Here is a 16,487-nt window from a genome sequence, read left to right as displayed (position 1 = left end):
TCACCCGGACGCCGCACTCTCACCACGCCACTCGCCGAGCTCGCGGTACACGCGAACCACGGAGCGGAGGATTACCGTGACTCTCACGGCGAGTGAGGGCGGCGGGGCGGATGAACCGATCCGTCATGTGTTCGGCAATCACGTGAACCGCTATCGCGGAGATGGCAGCAGTGACGGACCCGGACCCTCAGCCAGTGGTCCGATTGCACCTCCGGCACGTCGGTCCTGCGTTGACCGGCCCGAGCTGAACGGAACCCCATGCCCGAGAACCCGACTCCACACGCCGACGGTTTCGTCGACGCGTTCGTTCATCGCTTCCAGCGGGAACGGGCGCGAGATCTGCTGCGACGCTCTGGTTTCGGTGGATTGATCGCGGACGGCATCTACCGCAGCATCGACGAACGCTGGATCGAGCCGATCGCACCGGGACGGCAGACGGCCCCGGAGATAACGGCCGCGCTGCATGCTCTCGGAGCTCCCGCCTCCTGTGTCGTTCTCGACGGGCGTTCCGGTCCAACGGAAGTCGAGGTTCCCCTGGCGGGCGCATTGGAGTCGATCGTCGGCTGGGATGACAATGTGGTCGTCTCGTGCCTCGCCGGGGAACTCGCCTACCTCGAAACCGAGGGCGTCAGTGCGCGGTACATCCTGCACCGTCCGGCCTCACGCCGATGAGCACGGCCGGTGCGGCGACAGGGAACTGGAGATGATCACAGCGTTACCGGAGCCGGCGTCCCCGCAGAGCATTACCCGCGCAGCTCTGGAAATCCTCAATCCAGGAACTGTTCGAGCTCCGCGGTGACGAAGTCGGGATTCTCCTCGACCAGCCAGTGGCCCGCATGCGGAACATCAACGGCCCGAACGATATTGCTCATGCGTGGTGCGACTGTGGCGCGAATGGGCTCGAGTTGTCCCTGGGCGGTCATGAGCAGCGTCGGGACCGCTGTCGGGGCGTCAGCCACGGCGTCGCGGACATCGGTGTCGAGCGCGCGATAGAGCTCGAATCCGCCCGACAGTGCCGATGGCCGGTTGTAGGTGCGCGCGAATTCGTCGATGTCGGCATCGGTGAAGGGAGAGCGCTGGGAGGTGCCCCCGAATGCGGTGCCGCCGAAGGAGACCTGCGGATAGAACATCGCCAGATACTCGCGGACATGGTCGCCGACGATCGCTTCGGGAACTCGGCGCTGGGAGTGAAATGCGATATGCCAGCTCAATGTTCGATAGGTGGATGCATCGATCGCGGGGCCGGGGAGCGGTAGGTCGAGGTAACCGAGGCGGGCGGTGTCGGCGGGGAACTGGTCGGCGTATTGGAAGGCGACCGCGGCTCCGAAGTCATGGCCGACGACGCGCGCGTCCCGCACGCCCAGCCGATCGGCGATCAGGGTGTGCACGTACCGGGCGAGGGTCGCCTTGTCGAAACCGCTGGGTGCACCGACGCTGTCGCCGAGTCCCGGAAGGTCGATGGCGTAAACCGTATGGTGCTCGGCGAGCGCGGGCATGATCGGCCACCAGCCGTACCAGGTTTGCGGCCAGCCGTGGATCAGTACCACCGGGGTGCCCTTGCCGCCGGTCACATAGTGCATGCGAACGCCGTCGACGTCGGTGAATTCGTGTCGGAAAGTGTTCTCGAACCGAGGATCGTCGTGGGTGGCAGCAGCGTAGGAAGGGACCGCCGGTGGTGCAGTTGAGCAGGCTGCGGCCGCCATCGTCAATAACAGTGCCAGGACGATCGCGATGACCGCGCGCCCGGCGCTCAGTAGCCTCGAAAGACGAGTCACGTTATGGCGCTTGATGTTTGGCACGCTGTCCTCCTGAGCGGGTGCGGATCCGGCGATAGGCCGGAATGGCCCCAGTCTCAGTCGGCGCACCCTCGTCTGGCACGCGAACTTGCGGTTTCGGCAAGATGGATGCGTGGACTTCGATACCGATGAGGTGCTCGACGCGGTCGGCCCGCGCCTGCGCGCACTACGCCGCGAGCGCGGCATCACCCTCGCCGCGCTCGCGGCGACGACCGGCGTTTCCGAGAGCACACTGTCCCGGCTCGAGAGCGGCCAGCGCCGAGCCACCCTCGAACTGCTGCTTCCGCTTTCTCGCACCTATGACGTGCCATTGGACGATCTCGTCGGCGCGCCCCGTACCGGCGATCCCCGCATCCACCTCAAACCGATCCACCGGTCGGGGATGATCTTCGTGCCGCTGTCCCGGCGACCAGGCGGCGTTCACGCGTTCAAGATGATGATCCCCGCACGTCCGGCGCCACTCGAGCCGACGCCACAGACACACGACGGCTTCGAATGGCTGTACGTGCTCAACGGCCGTCTTCGATTGCTGGTCGGCACCCGCGATCTGACCCTGCCGCCCGGCCAGGCCGCCGAATTCGACACCTCGGTACCGCACTGGCTGGGCAGCGCCGATGGCGGAGCGGTCGAATTGCTCATCCTGTTCGGGCCGCAAGGGCTGCGATCACACGTGCACACCGGCTCGCAGGGGTGAGCGTCCTCGGCGGCCGCTATCGGCGCGGTGCGTGCGAGGAATCGGGCACTGCCGCAGAATCGAACGGGTCGACACCGGTGAGTGCCGCACTGGCGGTCCATAATTCGGCAGCAGTGTCGAGGTCGCTCATGTGCGGTCGCGGCGTTTCCCGATGTGGCTGTCCACGGAGACCGAAAACCCGTGGCCCCCACAGCTCTCCGCCGGAGATATCGGGGTCCAGCACGGCGCGGACGATGGGATGCGCGCCCGCGTCCTTGCCGTGCAGTGCGAGCCCGGCGGGCAGTCCAGTCAAACGTTGCGCTGTGGTGCGCGCGAATATCGGTGGCCGTGCCGGAGTCAACGCGTCCAACGCACCACCGGGGTGCACGACAATGCTCGCCATCTCGGCGTCGAGCCTTCGCAACCGGCGATCGAGCTCGAAGCCGAACAGCATCTGCGCCAGCTTGGACCGCCCATAGGTGCGCTTGGATCGGTAGTCGTGTTCGGATTCGAGATCGGCGAGATCGAGCTGCTCCGAGCGGGCCGCGAAGCTGCCCACGGTGATCACTCGACTGTCACGGGCAGCCGAGAGCAATGGCGCGAGGTGCGCGACCAGCGCGAAATGCCCGAGATGGTTCGTGGCGAACATCAATTCGTGGCCCTGAGCGCTCAGACGGCGTTCGGGACCGGACAGCAGGACACCGGCGTTGAGCACGACAGCGTCCAGGGCGTCGACGCCGAGCGCGTCCACTGTCGCGGGCAGCGACTCCAGATTCGCCAAATCCACGCGCACCTGATGAACCCGAGCTCGGTCGACCCGAGCCCGAATCGCGGCCGTGGCCAGCTCCGCCTTGCCTGCGTCGCGGCAACCCAGCACCACCGTCGCCCCGGCGGCCGCGAGTTGCTCCGCGGCGAAATACCCGATGCCTGTATTGGCACCGGTCACCAGAACGGTCTTTCCATCGGCGCGATAGCCGCTCTCCCACGTCATGCCATCAACCCTCACCCCGGGCTCTTGCACCGCCCTCACACCTCACTGGCGTGAGCACCCCGATCAGTCGCGATGAAGGACGAAGAACAGGAAAGCCAGGAAGCTCGAACCGGTCACCTGGCCGAACACCTCGGGGAACAGTTCGCGGGCGGCGGGCGTGGCAGGTGGTTCGCTGATGACATCAATGTGCAGACCCGCGGCGATGAAGGCATTGGTCATCGCGTGCAGTGGCCGGTCCCAGAAGCTCACCTTCGCGGTCTGCCCGCCCATGGTCCATTCCTCGACACGGTTGCGGGTATCGAAATAGTCGTTCTTCCGCCCGTCGGCGCGTTCGGCAAGATGGATCGCGAATGGGTGCTCGACCGAGACGATGAGGCGGCCGCCGGGCCGCAGCACCCGGCACAGTTCCGCCAGCGCCGGTCCCCAGTCGCGTAGATAGTGCAGCACCAGGGACGCGACGATGTCATCGAACGCGGCATCCGGAAAAGGCAGCGGCTCAGCCAGATCGGCGATACGCAGATCCGCATCGGGACCCAGTCGCAGCCGGGCCTGCTCCAACATCCCTGCGCTGGCATCGATTCCGGTCATGATGGCCCCGCGATCGCGTAGCTCGGCGAATAGCGGCCCCGCTCCGCACCCGGCATCGAGAATCCGCCGACCCTCGACATCCCCGGCCAGCTCCAGCATCGCGGGACGCTCGTAGTACGCGTTCAGCAGACTGTTCTCATTCTCGGCGGTATACCCCTCGGCGATACTGTCGTAGTCGCTGACCAGCGCGGAATCAGCTGGGAGCGAACGGCTTTCCGGTGTCGGAGTCATCGCTCCATAGTGCCGTGGCCGAAGTCGATGTGCGGGCGCGATGTTAAATGGCTCCATGACGATCGAGATCAACAACGCGGCGAGCCCCACGCCCGAGTGGCTGGCCGCGCAGGTCGGCGGCGATGCGCTATGGCGTCCGGCCGAGTTGCCCGAGCGACTCGAGCACGCCGAGTCACGGGCCTTCTTCACCGAGGTGGGATTTCCGGCGGTAGCGATCGACCGCGAGTGGTTCGACTCCGCGGACCTGCCGGAAAAGGGTATGTGGGAAGCGGATCCGGACGAGCTGTTCGGCCGCCGCTACCCCGACGATGATTCTCCGCCCGCGAAGTACGCCTACGGACTGGGCACCTTCTACGGGGAAATGACCCTGATGCTCGATGGCGAGACGGGCGTAGTGCAGGTCTACGCCCCGAGCGGGTGGGATCATGGCGAGGGTGATCAGGGCATTGCATTCGCCTCGGTGCGCGAGGCGGCGGGCGCGGTGGCGCTGATGGCGACTCTGGCCGCGCCGCTGGAGGATCCGGACTCCGACGCTACCGCGCGCGAGCTGATCGCCGCGATCCGCGCGCACGAGTGGGAGAAGTCCGCCTATTGGGCGTGGGTGGTGGAACGGCTGGAAGAGGACTACCTGAACTGATGCCTCGGCCGTTCAGTTCCGGCCCGAGGTGATGTAGTAGTACATCGGATCGATCATGTCGATGAGACGTTCGATCTCGTTGTCGGTGAAGCGATTTCGGCGACTGATGGTGATCAGGACCAGGTCGTTGATTGCTTTGGCGATGGTGTCGAATTCGCTGCCGGGAGGCGTGCGGGCGTCGTGCGATGGGTGTGCGCGGTTCAGGTTGGCGCCGGCGGCGGCGGCGATCGCACGGAGTACACCTATCGCGCCGCGTGGGCTCGCCGCGGCGGTGTGGTTGTAGAACTGGAGGGCGGCCTGGATGAGAGCGGCTGGGCGGGGGTGGACCAGGGAGCGCTCGACGACCGTGCGCTCGGCGGGGCGGTTCTCGTCGAGGCTGATGAGAGCGTGTGCTTTCGCGGTCAGGTAGCGCGCGACCAGGATGTCGCGGACGACGCCGTATTCCGCGGTTCGAAGCATGTCGATAGCCGCCTGTTCATCGCTGTCCAAGGGCGAAGGGACGCGGTCGAATTCGGCGGTGGGGTCGGGGCGGGTGAGATGGTCGAGGTGAAGAAGCGCTCGGATATTGCCTTCGTGGCGCTGGCGTTCCTTGCTGGTTGCGGAGAAGCAGGACAACAACTTTCGCGTTATGCTTTCGATGTTGTCGCCGAAGACGGCAGCGCAGAGCCGGCGGTGTTCGGGATGGCTCGCGTATGCCATGTGGATTCGGCGCAGTCCGAGGATGACATCGGCGAGTTCGCTGGCTCGCAGTGTGTCCTGCGGCTCCCGGGCGGCGCTCGGGCCGGAGCCGCAGAGTTCGATCAGAGTGGTGGCGATCGTGTGGAGCGAACGCATTTCGCGGTCCGGATCCTCTTCAGCGAGTGCGCGGGCGTGGTCGGCGTGGAATCGTGCCAACTCGTGGTGTAGCCGCCAGCCCAGCGTGTCGGCGAAGGTCATCTCGGTTTCCTTGATGGACCGGATTCGGCTCAGGCCGGTGGGCTCGTAATCGGTTTTCCTGCACAGGATTACCTCGGCTGCGGCCGCCGCACGGGTGCAGCGTATTCCCATCATGCAATCCAGGCGGGCCTCCGGATCGACCAGGGCGATTCCCCGGCGCGCCCAGTCTCGGGCAGCGACCACCGGTTGCTGATCCCCGCGCCGACGCTGTTGCAGGTGACGTTCGGCGAGCTCGGCCGCCCAGAAAAGCATGTCGGAGTGTTCATTGCCGGTCGACGCGTGGTCGAACTGTTCTTCCAGACGAGCGATGTCGTAGTGCCGGGCGGAGAATCGCGCCTCCAGTCGTTGCGCGTCGCCCCGGTCGAGCCGAGTGCCAATGGGCTCGTCGCGTGCGGTGAGTGCTGCGATCTGATCCGGGACGGGCCGATCGTCCGCTGTCAGATTTTCGATGACCGCTATCGCGAGCGCTTCGACGGTCTTGAAGTGTTTCCACATGGTGGCCTTGGGAATTGGGCCCTCGGTGCCGTCACGCCGAATGTATCCGCGGGCGGCGCCGCACACGTCGGCGAGGGTGAGTCGCTCGATCGAATTGCCCTGACGCGGTGAGCTGATGCGTTCCATCATCACCCGCTCGGCGGCGGCGACGATCATCGCTTTGGTGTGTTCTTCGAGGGCGCGGCCCGCCCGTGCCTGGTAACTCGGTGCACCGCTATGCATTGCTGTGGACGACACGGCTTCGAGTTTATTGCAGTACACATAGTTGTGAACCGGTCTATTCCAGCTAGGGTCGGCCTCTGAAGGCGAAACCGGCAGCCCCGGTTCCAGGGAGGACACATCTGTGACGACCACCGGCGCGAAACACGCATTGCTGCAGCGGAATCTGGCGGAGGCGCACGAACCGACGGGCGCGGCCGGGATCGCCAAGCGAGCGGCGAAGAACATTCCCAGCCCGCGCCAGCGCATCGAAATGCTCGTGGATCCGGGCAGTTTCATCGAGATCGGCGCGCTCGTGCGCGAACCGGGCCGGGCGGATGCCCTCTACGGCGACGGTGTGGTCACCGGCCGGGGCACGGTCGATGGGCGTGCGGTGGTGGTGATTTCGCACGATCAGACCGTGTACGGCGGATCGATCGGAGAGATGTTCGGCCGGAAGGTCGCCGCGGCCATGGATTTGGCGGCCGATGTGGGGTGCGCGTTCGTCGCGATCAATGACTCCGGTGGAGCTCGGGTACAGGACGCGGTGACCTCGCTCAGCTGGTACGCAGCCCTGAGTCGTCGGCAACTGCGTATGTCCGGGGCGGTACCGCAGGTGTCGGTGATGCTGGGCAAATGTGCTGCGGGAGCGGTGTATTCACCGATCAACACCGATGTGCTGATCGCGACCGAATCCGCGTACATGTTCGTGACCGGTCCGGACATCATCCGCGAGACCACGGGGGAGGAGGTCACCCTCGAAGAACTCGGTGGCGCGTTCAACCAAGCCCACAACGGCAATATCCATCACATTGCCGTGGACGAGCGAGCGGCGTTCGACTGGGCGCGAAGGTATCTGAGCTTCATGCCGTCCAACTGCTTCGAGCAACCTCCGGTGGTGAATCCGGGGATCGAACCCGAAATCACCGACAGCGACCGGGAATTGAACGCTCTGATTCCCGACTCCGATCGCTCCGGGTACGACATGTACGACGTCCTGGCGAGGATCTTCGACGACGGCGACTTCCACGAAGTCGGTGATGCCGCCGCCCGCAATATCATCACCGGCTTCGCGCGCGTGGACGGTCGCAGCGTCGGCGTGATCGCCAATCAGCCGCTGATGTCCAGCGGTGCGATCGACGCTCGCTGTTCGGACAAGGCGGCGCATTTCATCCGGCTCTGCGACGCGTTCGGTCTCCCACTGATCTTCATCGTCGACACCCCGGGCGTGCTGCCGGGCGTGGAAGAGGAGAAGATCGGCGTCATCAAACGCGGCGGCCGATTCTTCTACGCCGTGGTCGAAGCGACTGTCCCGATCGTCACGGTCATCGTGCGCAAAGCCTATGGCGGCGCGTACGCGGTGATGGGGTCCAAACAACTCGGCGGCGATATCAACCTCGCCTGGCCGACCGCCCGCATCGCAGTCATGGGCGCGGAAGCCGCTGTCAGCCTGACCCAACGGCGACAACTCGCGGCCGTCCCCGAGACCGAGCGACCCGTCCTGCGCCAGCAGCTGATCGACTTCTACAACGCGACCGCGGCAACACCCTGGATAGCCGCCGAACGCGGCTATATCGACGCGGTCATCGAACCCGCTCATACTCGACTGGAAATCCGCAAAGCGCTACGCCTGCTGCGCGACAAGACAATTCGGCACGGTCCCCGCAAGCACCACCTCATGCCGCTCTAGCACCCAACCGGTCCGGGATCAGCTCGGGCGCCAGTTCTGTTCCTCACCGGGTTCGGGGAGGACGACGCCGCCCTCCATGATCCAGCTGGCGGCGAATTCGATCAGGGCGATTTCGACCGCTGATGGTTCGAGGTGGGCCGCGGTGGCGATGGCGGATTGCAGGGTGTGTTCCAGGCGGGCGAACAGGTCGGGGGTGCGATTGCCTCCGCCTCGGACGCCGGCGATCACCGACAGCTCGACGGCGGTGCGGATCGGCTGTCCGTGGAGGAAGACGACGCTGACGAATTCCGGTGGGGCGTCGGTGATTTCGCAGTGGGTCGTGGTGATGGCTTCGACGATGGCCTGGTGGGCTATGGCGTCGGGGAGGGCGCGGCAGGCGACGTTGTAGAGCGGCATGTCAGCTCCCGGGGTGGTTCGCGGCGATGGCGAGGTGGCCCCGGGTGAGCCGGGAAGTGATGAGGTGGGCGAGGGTGCGCAGGAGGAATGCCGGGCGGGCGGCGGGGCGGATTCGGGCGCGGTTGAGGTCGAGGTAGCGGCTGAAGAGGGCGCTGTCGACGAGGGCGAGCATGAGGTCGTTGGGACCGGCGCCGGTGATGGAATTCCAGGCTTGGCTCATCGCGCGCATCGCGTGTTCTCGGCGAGTGGGGTCGAGGCCGTCATCGGTTTCGGCGAGTACCCACGACATTGTTGAAGGTTTGTTCTCCGTGTAGGACTGGCCCTTGGGGATCTCGCACCAGACCACCGCGGCGCGGTCGCCGGTTCCGAGTGACTCGCGATAGGACTCACTCAGGGCCCGTTCCGCAGCTCGGAACTGCGATGACGTCAGGCTGCCCTGCTGGATCGTGCACAGTATCCGGCGCATACCCGCCTCCTTGCCCCGCAGCGACCGTGCCACGGCTGAGGCGAAATCTAGTACACCAATCGGTGTACTACAAGAACGTGTGCGAATCAGCCGCTGACCTTGCACGGATGCTTGTGGCGGCGCGACCCCATTACGGTGTTGGGGTTGTTCCGGCATGGACCAGAGGTGCCGGTCGGGTGAGGAGATGGGGCGCGATGACATCACAGGCGAAGACCGGCGGGCGCACCTACGTGGTGACCGGGTCGGCATCGGGGATCGGCGCGGCGACCGCCGAATTGCTGCGTGAGCGTGGCGCCACGGTGATCGGATGCGACCTCGAAAATGCCGAAGTCCAGGCCGATCTGGCGACGCCGCACGGGCGGCGATCACTGGTGGAGCAGGTCAGCGAGTTCGGTCCGATCGACGCGGTACTGGCGATCGCGGGCGGCGGCAAGACCGGCATGCTGGAAACCAACTATTTCGGCGCCGTGGCGACACTGTCGGGCCTGCGGCCACTGCTGGCCCAAAGCCCTTCGCCCAGAGCGGTTGTCGTATCGTCGACGTCCTCGCTCGCGCCCGCGGACGAGCGCATCATGCAGGCGTGCCTGAACGGAGACGAAGCCACCGCGGTCGCCCTGCTCGCCAACGATCCGGCCGCCGGGGGTGCGACCGCCGGTTACGGAGCCGCCAAGCGCGCGCTGAACCGCTGGGTGCGCACGTCCGCTCCCACCCCGGAGTGGGCCGGGGCCGGGATCGCGCTCAATGCCGTCGCCTCGGGCGTTGTCGACACTCCCGCCGCCGCATGGATTTTCGCCGACGACAATATCCGCCGAGCGGTGGAAACCGCTGCACCCCAACCTTTCGGCGGATTCCCGGGCCGCCCGGAATGGGTCGCCGAACTCATCTGCTGGCTCGCCGGCGAGTCCAACCGCTTCGTCACCGGTCAGATCATCTTCGCCGACGGCGGTTCGGAGGCAGCCGCACTCGGCGATCATCACTGGCGTTAGCCCCTCTTGGTGTGAGGTGCTCGCGGCTAGGCTGGTAGATGGAGCTCGAAGGTCACCATATGCTTGTGCGGGCCGTTGTAGTTCATGACCGGCCCGCCGACGTCGAAGCCCAATGCCCTGTGAAAGTCGATGGACGCGACGTTTCTCGGTGAGGTGATGGCCCGGATCAGTTGCCGCCCATCGGATTTCGCCGCCGTGATGAAATGGTGGTATAGATCGCGGGCCAAACCCGCGCCACGATGGTCCGGGTGAATGCCCGCGAAGTGGACGTAGGCCGTGCGCGGATCGTCCGGTGAGAAGAATCCGATCAGGAATCCCGCGAGCTCACCGCATTGCTCGGCGATCAGGCTGGTGCGCGCGAAATGTTCGAGGAACAGGCGTGGCAGGGATGCAGCGACCGGTCGGCCCCACCAGAGATCGACTACGGCGACGATGGCATCGTAATCCGCTGTCGCAGCTTGGCGTATCGCGAAAGTGCTCCCCACAGGCACAGTGTGCCAGTGGTGCTGGATCCCGCGCTCCCCGGCGGGCGATTCGACGACTCGGCCGTTCACCGGCAAGATCGGCAACCGAGGTGCGATTGCGCGGAATGTTAGTTGCCGGAGGAGTTACATGAAGTATCTGGTCATCGGGGGTACGGGGCGTACCGGACGGCGAGCGGTTGAACTGCTTCGCGGTCTCGGGCACGAGGTGGTCGTCGGCACGCGGCGTCCTCGGGACGATCGGAGTATCTCGGTCGATCTCGCGGGTTCGGTCGATGCTGGCATCGTGACTGGAATCGACGGCGTTATTGTCTCGGTCGAGCCGCCCGTGGACGATGCGGGTGCCGATGCGGTGATGAATGCCGGGGTGGGGCGGATTGCCGAACTCGCTGCGGCGCAGCGGATTCCGGTTGTTCTGCTCTCGCAGATCTACATCACCCGGGCGGACGAGCATCCGGAGCTTGCGGGGATCATCCGCGCTCGCGGGGCCGGTGAGCAGGTGTTGCGGGATAGCGGGGCACCGTATGCGATCGTGCGGCCCGGGTGGCTCACGAATTCGGCTGCCGGTGGTGTGCGTCTCGAACAGGGTGATCGTGGCGATGGGAGTGTGAGCCGTGAGACCGTGGCTCGGGCGACGGTCGCCGCGCTGCTCAATTCCGAAGCACACGGCAAGACCTTCGAACTGTACGACGGTCCCGCCGAGGTCGACTGGCCGACGGCATTCACCGACCTGAAGATCGACTGACCGAACTGCCTACGGCGGTAATCAATTCGCGCACTGGGCGCTCAGAATGCCGCCTGCACCGCCGCGAGTAAATCGTTGGCGGGTTGGGTGAGCGGACCGAGCGCGTCGGGTGTGAGCGGGGGCAGGGCCGCGATGGCGGACCGCAATGAGGTGACCGCTGTGTCAGCGGCGGGTGCGAGCGCGGTAACCGTGTCTGCCGCCGCCGCGATGGGGGCGGCGACCGGCGCAGCGGGCAGCGGATCGGCTTGGGGCGCTGCACTGTTCACGATGGGCGCGGCAGCGGCTGCCGGGGGCGCGTCGGTGCCCAGGGCATTACCGACGAGCCCACCGAGTGCCGCGCCTCCGGCCAGGCCCACCACATCCACCGGAATGGCCACGGCCAGACCGCCGATCAGGCATCCGGCCACCCCGCCGACGGCGGCCCCGACAGGCGCCCCCGCACCCACGGTCGGAAGCGCACCGATGACGCCGCCTGCTATCGCGCCAACCGTCGCACCGACTCCGCATCCGACAATCTCAAGCGGGAACACCACGACCTTGCCGATGATCGCGCCGATGACCTGGCCCGCCATTGTCGAGTCGGCCCTATTGGCCTGGACCCTGGGCAGCCCGATCCCGTTGTACGCGTTGATGATCTGCTGCTGCGCACCGTCCAGGTAGGTCTGGGCTTGCTCGCGGAGCTGCGGGTTGATTCCCTCCGGCAATGGGATCGACTGCGCTGCCATCCGCAGCGAGTTGGGATCCGGTGCCACAGCATGGACTTCCAGACCGTCCGTGATGGGCGGCTGGGCAGCGGCGGGTTGTGCTGTGGCCGTTCCCGATCCGAACGCGAGCAGGGCGGGCACTGCGGTCAAGACTGCGTAAGCGCGCAGGTCGGACATGGGCGCATCCCTCGGTCTGGCGAACCACCGTCGAGCCGCTCGAGAGTGGACCCGAACCTGCGATGGCCACGCTGGCCACAGATCTTACCCCGCACGCCTTACCCGACAGCAGGATTCATCGCGGCTCCGGATTCGACGCGCTTCGTGCGAGCGCACCGGCCGCTCCGCGATCAGGAGGCGGTGATCTTGATTGCCGGGGTCACCTTGTAGTCGGCGGCGAAGGTGACCGTCTCGCCCTGGGTGAGCAGTCCCTGACATACCGGGGCACCGCTCGCGGTGCCGACCTTGACCTTTGCCGTGGTTGCCTTCAGCGTGGAGGTCGCGTTGGCGTACGTCATCGCGGTCGCATAGGTGTAGAACCCACACTGGTGCGCGGTGTCTCTGCTGACGAAGGAGACATTGATCGGCACGCCGTCCGGACCATTGGTGATCGAGGTGGTCCCGGTCGCGGCGTCGTAGCCGTTGGCGACAAGTCTCGAGTCGCCCATCATGACGCCGGTGGCGTTCCATACCGTGCCGTCCGGCGCATTGCACGTGGCTGCCGCGGTGGTCTCGACGGTGCCCAGCCCGGGGGAGGTGCGGGTGCCGGAGACGATCTTGCCCTTCGATGTCAGGCTCGCACAGGTGAACAGCAGTGTCCCCGAACCATTCTTGACGGTGACCTTGCCGGACACCGCCGTGAATGCCCCGTCGGCGTTCGGGTTGGTGACGGTCCATGTCGTCGTCGACTCGGCATCGGCGGCAGCGGTTCCGGTGAGCGCCGTGACGGCCGGAACGACCAGCGCGATCGCGGCCAGCGCGCGGCGCATACGGACAAGACGCAGCATGGGGATCTCGTTTCGTGAAGCCGAGCAGCATCGGCGAACTGAACCAACGCCCGGACCGTATCAACGAAAGCTATTCAGTATCAGCGCCTTTGGTGCCCCCACTTCGATGGGCCCGGCAAAACGCGGGTATCGATGAACATCCGTAATCAATCCGGTTGTGACCCTAGCCACTTGACCTTGAAACCCAGAAGAATGCTCACTAACTTAACTCAGGTATCGGCAGCATTTTATGCACGTTGGGTGGGGTCTCGACATGGCGAATTACAGATAACTTCCTGCTTCTGAACCGCGCAGATCCTGCCGCGGCGAGCGATGGGGCTCGTTACCGGTCGACCGGGCAATTCCACAGTGCCGCCAGGCTTTTCGTGCCCGGCAGGTGCCATCATCACGCAGTTGGAGAATGGGATGGTTGCTTCGACGCGCCTGGACACAGGCACCGCTCCGATTTCTCGCCGTACCCTGCTCAAGATCACGGGGGTCGCAGCGGCGGGAACGGCGCTCGCCGGAACTCGGAGGAACACCGCGCGTGCGGCGGCCGACGCGGGCCGGGTCGCGGTGCTCGGCGGCGGCGTCGCCGGGCTCAGCGCCGCACACGAGTTGGCCGAGCGGGGTTTCGCCGTCACCGTGTACGAGCGAAAAGCCTTCGGCGGCAAGGCCAAAAGCATGTACGTGCCGGGCACCGGCACCGATGGCCGCCGGGATCTGCCCGGCGAGCACGGGCATCGCGGCTACTTCGGCTTCTACCGCCACCTGCCCGATACGCTGGGCCGAATTCCGTTCCCCGGCAACGCCAATGGCGTGCTGGGGAATCTGGAAACCCTGGCCGATGTCAGTCTCGCCCGCGCCGGGCGACTGCCGGATTGGGTCCTGGAAGACCCCATACACACACCCGGGCAGATCAATCTGGACAGTCTGCGCCAGATGCTGATCGGCACCCTCGCGCACGCGGTCTTCATTCCGCCGTGGGAGGCCGCCTATGTCGTGGACCGCATTCTGGTGTATCTGACCAGCTGCGATGAGCGGCGATACGGACAGTGGGAGCACGTGTCGTGGTGGAACTACCTCGGCGCACCGTCGCGATCGATCGACTATCAGCGGGTGTTCGGCGGCTCCGCGCAGATCATCCAGGCGCTCAAAGCCCATGTGGCCAGCGCTCGTACGGCCGGACAGGGCATCGAATCGATCCTGTTCTCCGGATACCTGCAGCTTCCGGGCAGCTCCGGACCGCTCAACCGGGTGATGAACGCACCGACCAATGAGGCCTGGATCGACCCTTGGGTCCGGTATCTCGAATCGATCGGCGTCGAATTCCGGATGCCCGCCGAAGTCGTCGGCTTGGATCTGGACGGTGATCGGATCGGCGGGGCGCGGGTGCGCGGTCCCCGGGGTACCGAATCGGTGCGCGCGGACTGGTTCGTGCTCGCTGTCCCACTGGAACGGGCCACACCGCTGCTCGCCGACTCCGAATTGGCCTCGCGCGACCCGCAATTCGAGAAGTTGAAGCAGTTGCAGACCTCATGGTCGAACGGGATCCAGTTCTATCTCAACCGCAAGCCCGCGGTGCTGCGCGGTCATGTCGCGCATATCGACTCGCCGTGGAAGCTGGTCTCGCTGCCGCAGGGGCAGATCTGGAAGGAGAACTTCAGCCAGACCTGGGGATCGGGCCGCGAGCAGGACTGCCTGTCGGTGGTGATCTCCGATTGGGTCGAGGAACCCGGTGTGCTGTACGGCAAACCGGCCAGCCGGTGCACACCGCAGCAGATCGCCGACGACTCCTGGGCGCAGATGAAGATGCATCTCAACGATTCCGGCGCGGACATTCTCACCGACGACATGATCGAGTCCTACTTCATCGATCCCGCGGCGCAGGATCTGGGCACCGATGAGCCCTACAACGATGAACGCTATTTCCTCAACACCGTCGGCTCGTGGGAGCTGCGCCCGAGTGCGCGGACCGCGATTCCGAATCTGTTCCTGGCCGCGGATTATGTTCAGACACCGAAGAATATCGACTTCACCTCGATGGAGGCAGCCAATGAAGCCGCCCGGCACGCGGTCAACGCACTGCTCGACGCGGCGGGCTCACGCGAGGCGCACGCGGCGCTGTTCGACGGCTATCGGCCGCCCGAACTCGAACCGTTCAAGGCGGTCGACCGGGCACGGTATCTGGCGGGGCAGCCGAACCTGCTGGACATCGGATGAGCCGCGGGCGGGGTGGAATCGTGCTGGTGCTGCTCGCCATATCGGTTGCGGGGACGGTGTTTTCGACCGGCCCGGCCACGGGGCAGCCGCCGAGCTGCCATGGTCACCCGGCCACCATCGTCGGGGCCGGGTATATCCACGGGACCCCGGGTGACGATGTGATCGTCGGGTCCGACGGTATCGACTGGATCGACGGCGGCGCGGGCAATGACATCATCTGCGGGGGCGGTGGCAACGACTTCGTCATCGGCGCCCTCGGCGATGATCTCGTGGACGGCGAGGCGGGTACCGATGCGGTCATCGGCGATCAATTCGCGCTGGTGGGCACCATCGATGCCGACGGCGGAAACGACGTCGTGCTGGGCGGTCCGGGTGATCTGGACATTATCGCCGGGGATAACGCGGTCATCGTCGGCGATGTCTCGGGCCACGGGGGCAACGACGTGCTCAACGGTGGCCCGGGGAACCTGGATATCCTACACGGAGACAACGCCTCGTTCCGGGGCAATGCCTCCGGCGCGGGTGGCGATGACCAATTGACCGACGCCGCAGGCGATCTGGAGATCTTCGTCGGCGACAACGGTGCCATCACGGGCGTCGCGAGCGGTCCGGGCGGCAACGACATCATCACCGATTCCTCCGGGTCGGTGTTCTCGATGAACGGTGACAACACCAGCTTCTACGGCGCGAATGGGTTGGGCGGCAACGACTTTCTCACCGGACCGCCCGGAGGGTCCGGGTTCGTGGTCGGTGACAATCAGTCCGCGCTCGGACCCACGGTCAGCAGCCCGGGCGGTGACGATGTCATCGTGCTGGGCGACGGGCCGAACGGTCTCGGAGCGCCGGTCAAGGGCGACAATATCGTCGCCGCGCTCGATGTCGCGATCGACGGCCTGGTGCTGGGACTGCTCGGCATGCCCGGGGTGCAGCGGATGCCGATTCCGGTCTCGGTGCTCACCGGGTATCTGCCGGGGCTGTTCGGCTACACCGAGGGAGGCGGCAATGACCGCATATCGGGTGGTCGCGGGAACGACAGCATCGACGGCGGCCCGGGCGACGACGTGATCGACGGCGGCGGCGGAGTCGATCGCTGCGACGGGGGAGCGGGGCGAAATGTGGTGCAAAACTGCACAATTGGTGCCACGACAGGCTGATCGGCACCTGCGGGGTCAGGTCACCCGGGGAGGAATTGACATTAACATACGCGTTGACTCGAGCCGTTCGCGCTGAGAGACTGAAGTGGAAACCATCTCAACGTCTCTAAGCG

At 65.8% G+C, this 16,487-nt stretch carries 17 protein-coding genes; 8 read left to right on the top strand and 9 right to left on the bottom strand.

What is annotated here, in order from left to right; all coding sequences use genetic code 11:
* Nucleotides 1–258: 258 nt before the first annotated feature.
* Nucleotides 259–672, top strand: coding sequence for a hypothetical protein (locus ACFC4D_RS15485; RefSeq protein WP_376063629.1), 414 nt, complete (start codon nucleotides 259–261; stop codon nucleotides 670–672).
* A gap of 95 nt (nucleotides 673–767) precedes the next feature.
* Here the strand turns inward: ACFC4D_RS15485 and ACFC4D_RS15480 are convergent, their stop codons facing one another.
* Nucleotides 768–1,580, bottom strand: a complete 813-nt coding sequence (locus ACFC4D_RS15480) for an alpha/beta fold hydrolase (RefSeq protein WP_376063627.1) — start codon at nucleotides 1,578–1,580, stop codon at nucleotides 768–770.
* A 328-nt stretch (nucleotides 1,581–1,908) separates the two neighbouring features.
* Between ACFC4D_RS15480 and ACFC4D_RS15475 the strand changes: the two genes are divergently transcribed.
* Nucleotides 1,909–2,490 (top strand): helix-turn-helix domain-containing protein, encoded by a 582-nt coding sequence (locus ACFC4D_RS15475; RefSeq protein ID WP_376063624.1) that lies wholly within the window; start codon nucleotides 1,909–1,911, stop codon nucleotides 2,488–2,490.
* A gap of 16 nt (nucleotides 2,491–2,506) precedes the next feature.
* Here ACFC4D_RS15475 and ACFC4D_RS15470 read toward each other — a convergent pair whose 3' ends face one another.
* Together ACFC4D_RS15470 and ACFC4D_RS15465 are read right to left on the bottom strand one after the other, a co-directional pair.
* Nucleotides 2,507–3,460 (bottom strand): SDR family NAD(P)-dependent oxidoreductase, encoded by a 954-nt coding sequence (locus ACFC4D_RS15470; RefSeq protein ID WP_376063622.1) that lies wholly within the window; start codon nucleotides 3,458–3,460, stop codon nucleotides 2,507–2,509.
* Between the two features lie 63 nt (nucleotides 3,461–3,523).
* Complete coding sequence (locus tag ACFC4D_RS15465; RefSeq protein ID WP_376063619.1) at nucleotides 3,524–4,279, bottom strand: class I SAM-dependent methyltransferase; 756 nt, start codon at nucleotides 4,277–4,279, stop codon at nucleotides 3,524–3,526.
* A gap of 55 nt (nucleotides 4,280–4,334) precedes the next feature.
* Here ACFC4D_RS15465 and ACFC4D_RS15460 point away from each other — a divergent pair, with 55 nt between their 5' ends.
* The gene (locus ACFC4D_RS15460) at nucleotides 4,335–4,916 is read left to right on the top strand and encodes a hypothetical protein (protein WP_376063616.1); all 582 of its coding nucleotides are present in this window, start codon (nucleotides 4,335–4,337) and stop codon (nucleotides 4,914–4,916) included.
* 12 nt (nucleotides 4,917–4,928) lie between these two features.
* Here ACFC4D_RS15460 and ACFC4D_RS15455 read toward each other — a convergent pair whose 3' ends face one another.
* Complete coding sequence (locus tag ACFC4D_RS15455) at nucleotides 4,929–6,584, bottom strand: hypothetical protein (RefSeq protein ID WP_376063615.1); 1,656 nt, start codon at nucleotides 6,582–6,584, stop codon at nucleotides 4,929–4,931.
* Between the two features lie 106 nt (nucleotides 6,585–6,690).
* Here ACFC4D_RS15455 and ACFC4D_RS15450 point away from each other — a divergent pair, with 106 nt between their 5' ends.
* Complete coding sequence (locus tag ACFC4D_RS15450) at nucleotides 6,691–8,235, top strand: acyl-CoA carboxylase subunit beta (RefSeq protein ID WP_376063612.1); 1,545 nt, start codon at nucleotides 6,691–6,693, stop codon at nucleotides 8,233–8,235.
* 18 nt (nucleotides 8,236–8,253) lie between these two features.
* Here ACFC4D_RS15450 and ACFC4D_RS15445 read toward each other — a convergent pair whose 3' ends face one another.
* Together ACFC4D_RS15445 and ACFC4D_RS15440 are read right to left on the bottom strand one after the other, a co-directional pair.
* The gene (locus ACFC4D_RS15445) at nucleotides 8,254–8,631 is read right to left on the bottom strand and encodes a 4-oxalocrotonate tautomerase (protein WP_376063610.1); all 378 of its coding nucleotides are present in this window, start codon (nucleotides 8,629–8,631) and stop codon (nucleotides 8,254–8,256) included.
* 1 nt (nucleotide 8,632) lies between these two features.
* Nucleotides 8,633–8,920, bottom strand: a complete 288-nt coding sequence (locus ACFC4D_RS15440) for a hypothetical protein (protein WP_376063609.1) — start codon at nucleotides 8,918–8,920, stop codon at nucleotides 8,633–8,635.
* A 371-nt stretch (nucleotides 8,921–9,291) separates the two neighbouring features.
* Between ACFC4D_RS15440 and ACFC4D_RS15435 the strand changes: the two genes are divergently transcribed.
* Entirely contained in the window at nucleotides 9,292–10,083 is a 792-nt protein-coding gene (locus ACFC4D_RS15435) for an SDR family oxidoreductase (RefSeq protein ID WP_376063607.1), read from the top strand.
* Nucleotides 10,084–10,109: 26 nt separating this feature from the next.
* On the opposite strand, the gene ACFC4D_RS15430 is transcribed toward ACFC4D_RS15435, so the two are convergent.
* Entirely contained in the window at nucleotides 10,110–10,568 is a 459-nt protein-coding gene (locus ACFC4D_RS15430; protein WP_376063604.1) for a GNAT family N-acetyltransferase, read from the bottom strand.
* A gap of 127 nt (nucleotides 10,569–10,695) precedes the next feature.
* Between ACFC4D_RS15430 and ACFC4D_RS15425 the strand changes: the two genes are divergently transcribed.
* Nucleotides 10,696–11,310 carry an SDR family oxidoreductase gene (locus tag ACFC4D_RS15425; protein WP_376063602.1) on the top strand — a complete coding sequence of 205 codons (615 nt, stop codon included), beginning with the start codon at nucleotides 10,696–10,698 and terminating at the stop codon, nucleotides 11,308–11,310.
* Between the two features lie 41 nt (nucleotides 11,311–11,351).
* Here the strand turns inward: ACFC4D_RS15425 and ACFC4D_RS15420 are convergent, their stop codons facing one another.
* Together ACFC4D_RS15420 and ACFC4D_RS15415 are read right to left on the bottom strand one after the other, a co-directional pair.
* On the bottom strand, nucleotides 11,352–12,191 hold the full coding sequence (locus ACFC4D_RS15420; RefSeq protein ID WP_376063600.1) for a hypothetical protein: 840 nt from the start codon (nucleotides 12,189–12,191) through the stop codon (nucleotides 11,352–11,354).
* A gap of 170 nt (nucleotides 12,192–12,361) precedes the next feature.
* Nucleotides 12,362–13,018, bottom strand: coding sequence for a hypothetical protein (locus tag ACFC4D_RS15415; RefSeq protein ID WP_376063597.1), 657 nt, complete (start codon nucleotides 13,016–13,018; stop codon nucleotides 12,362–12,364).
* Nucleotides 13,019–13,423: 405 nt separating this feature from the next.
* On the opposite strand from ACFC4D_RS15415, the gene ACFC4D_RS15410 reads away from it, so the two are divergent.
* Nucleotides 13,424–15,220: an FAD-dependent oxidoreductase gene (locus ACFC4D_RS15410; protein ID WP_376063595.1), complete on the top strand. Its 1,797-nt coding sequence runs from the start codon at nucleotides 13,424–13,426 to the stop codon at nucleotides 15,218–15,220.
* Nucleotides 15,217–16,374 (top strand): calcium-binding protein, encoded by a 1,158-nt coding sequence (locus ACFC4D_RS15405; protein ID WP_376063593.1) that lies wholly within the window; start codon nucleotides 15,217–15,219, stop codon nucleotides 16,372–16,374. Before ACFC4D_RS15410 ends, ACFC4D_RS15405 begins: the two co-directional genes overlap by 4 nt.
* Nucleotides 16,375–16,487 lie beyond the last annotated feature (113 nt).

It is taken from the genome of Nocardia sp. NPDC056000 (genome assembly GCF_042269265.1).
Taxonomy (GTDB): Bacteria; Actinomycetota; Actinomycetes; order Mycobacteriales; family Mycobacteriaceae; genus Nocardia.
Note: the sequence above shows the minus strand (reverse complement) of the source record. Positions and strands in the feature narration are given on the sequence as shown.

What these genes read in the sequence shown, in the direction of transcription:
- ACFC4D_RS15440 (WP_376063609.1), bottom strand. Translation starts at nt 8,920, where the DNA reads ATGTCGTGGGTACTCGCCGAAACCGATGACGGCCTCGACCCCACTCGC.
- ACFC4D_RS15405 (WP_376063593.1), top strand. Translation starts at nt 15,217, where the DNA reads ATGAGCCGCGGGCGGGGTGGAATCGTGCTGGTGCTGCTCGCCATATCG.
- ACFC4D_RS15415 (WP_376063597.1), bottom strand. Translation starts at nt 13,018, where the DNA reads ATGCTGCGTCTTGTCCGTATGCGCCGCGCGCTGGCCGCGATCGCGCTG.
- ACFC4D_RS15435 (WP_376063607.1), top strand. Translation starts at nt 9,292, where the DNA reads ATGACATCACAGGCGAAGACCGGCGGGCGCACCTACGTGGTGACCGGG.
- ACFC4D_RS15465 (WP_376063619.1), bottom strand. Translation starts at nt 4,279, where the DNA reads ATGACTCCGACACCGGAAAGCCGTTCGCTCCCAGCTGATTCCGCGCTG.
- ACFC4D_RS15445 (WP_376063610.1), bottom strand. Translation starts at nt 8,631, where the DNA reads ATGCCGCTCTACAACGTCGCCTGCCGCGCCCTCCCCGACGCCATAGCC.
- ACFC4D_RS15410 (WP_376063595.1), top strand. Translation starts at nt 13,424, where the DNA reads ATGGTTGCTTCGACGCGCCTGGACACAGGCACCGCTCCGATTTCTCGC.
- ACFC4D_RS15485 (WP_376063629.1), top strand. Translation starts at nt 259, where the DNA reads ATGCCCGAGAACCCGACTCCACACGCCGACGGTTTCGTCGACGCGTTC.
- ACFC4D_RS15420 (WP_376063600.1), bottom strand. Translation starts at nt 12,191, where the DNA reads ATGTCCGACCTGCGCGCTTACGCAGTCTTGACCGCAGTGCCCGCCCTG.
- ACFC4D_RS15425 (WP_376063602.1), top strand. Translation starts at nt 10,696, where the DNA reads ATGAAGTATCTGGTCATCGGGGGTACGGGGCGTACCGGACGGCGAGCG.
- ACFC4D_RS15480 (WP_376063627.1), bottom strand. Translation starts at nt 1,580, where the DNA reads ATGCACTATGTGACCGGCGGCAAGGGCACCCCGGTGGTACTGATCCAC.
- ACFC4D_RS15470 (WP_376063622.1), bottom strand. Translation starts at nt 3,460, where the DNA reads ATGACGTGGGAGAGCGGCTATCGCGCCGATGGAAAGACCGTTCTGGTG.
- ACFC4D_RS15460 (WP_376063616.1), top strand. Translation starts at nt 4,335, where the DNA reads ATGACGATCGAGATCAACAACGCGGCGAGCCCCACGCCCGAGTGGCTG.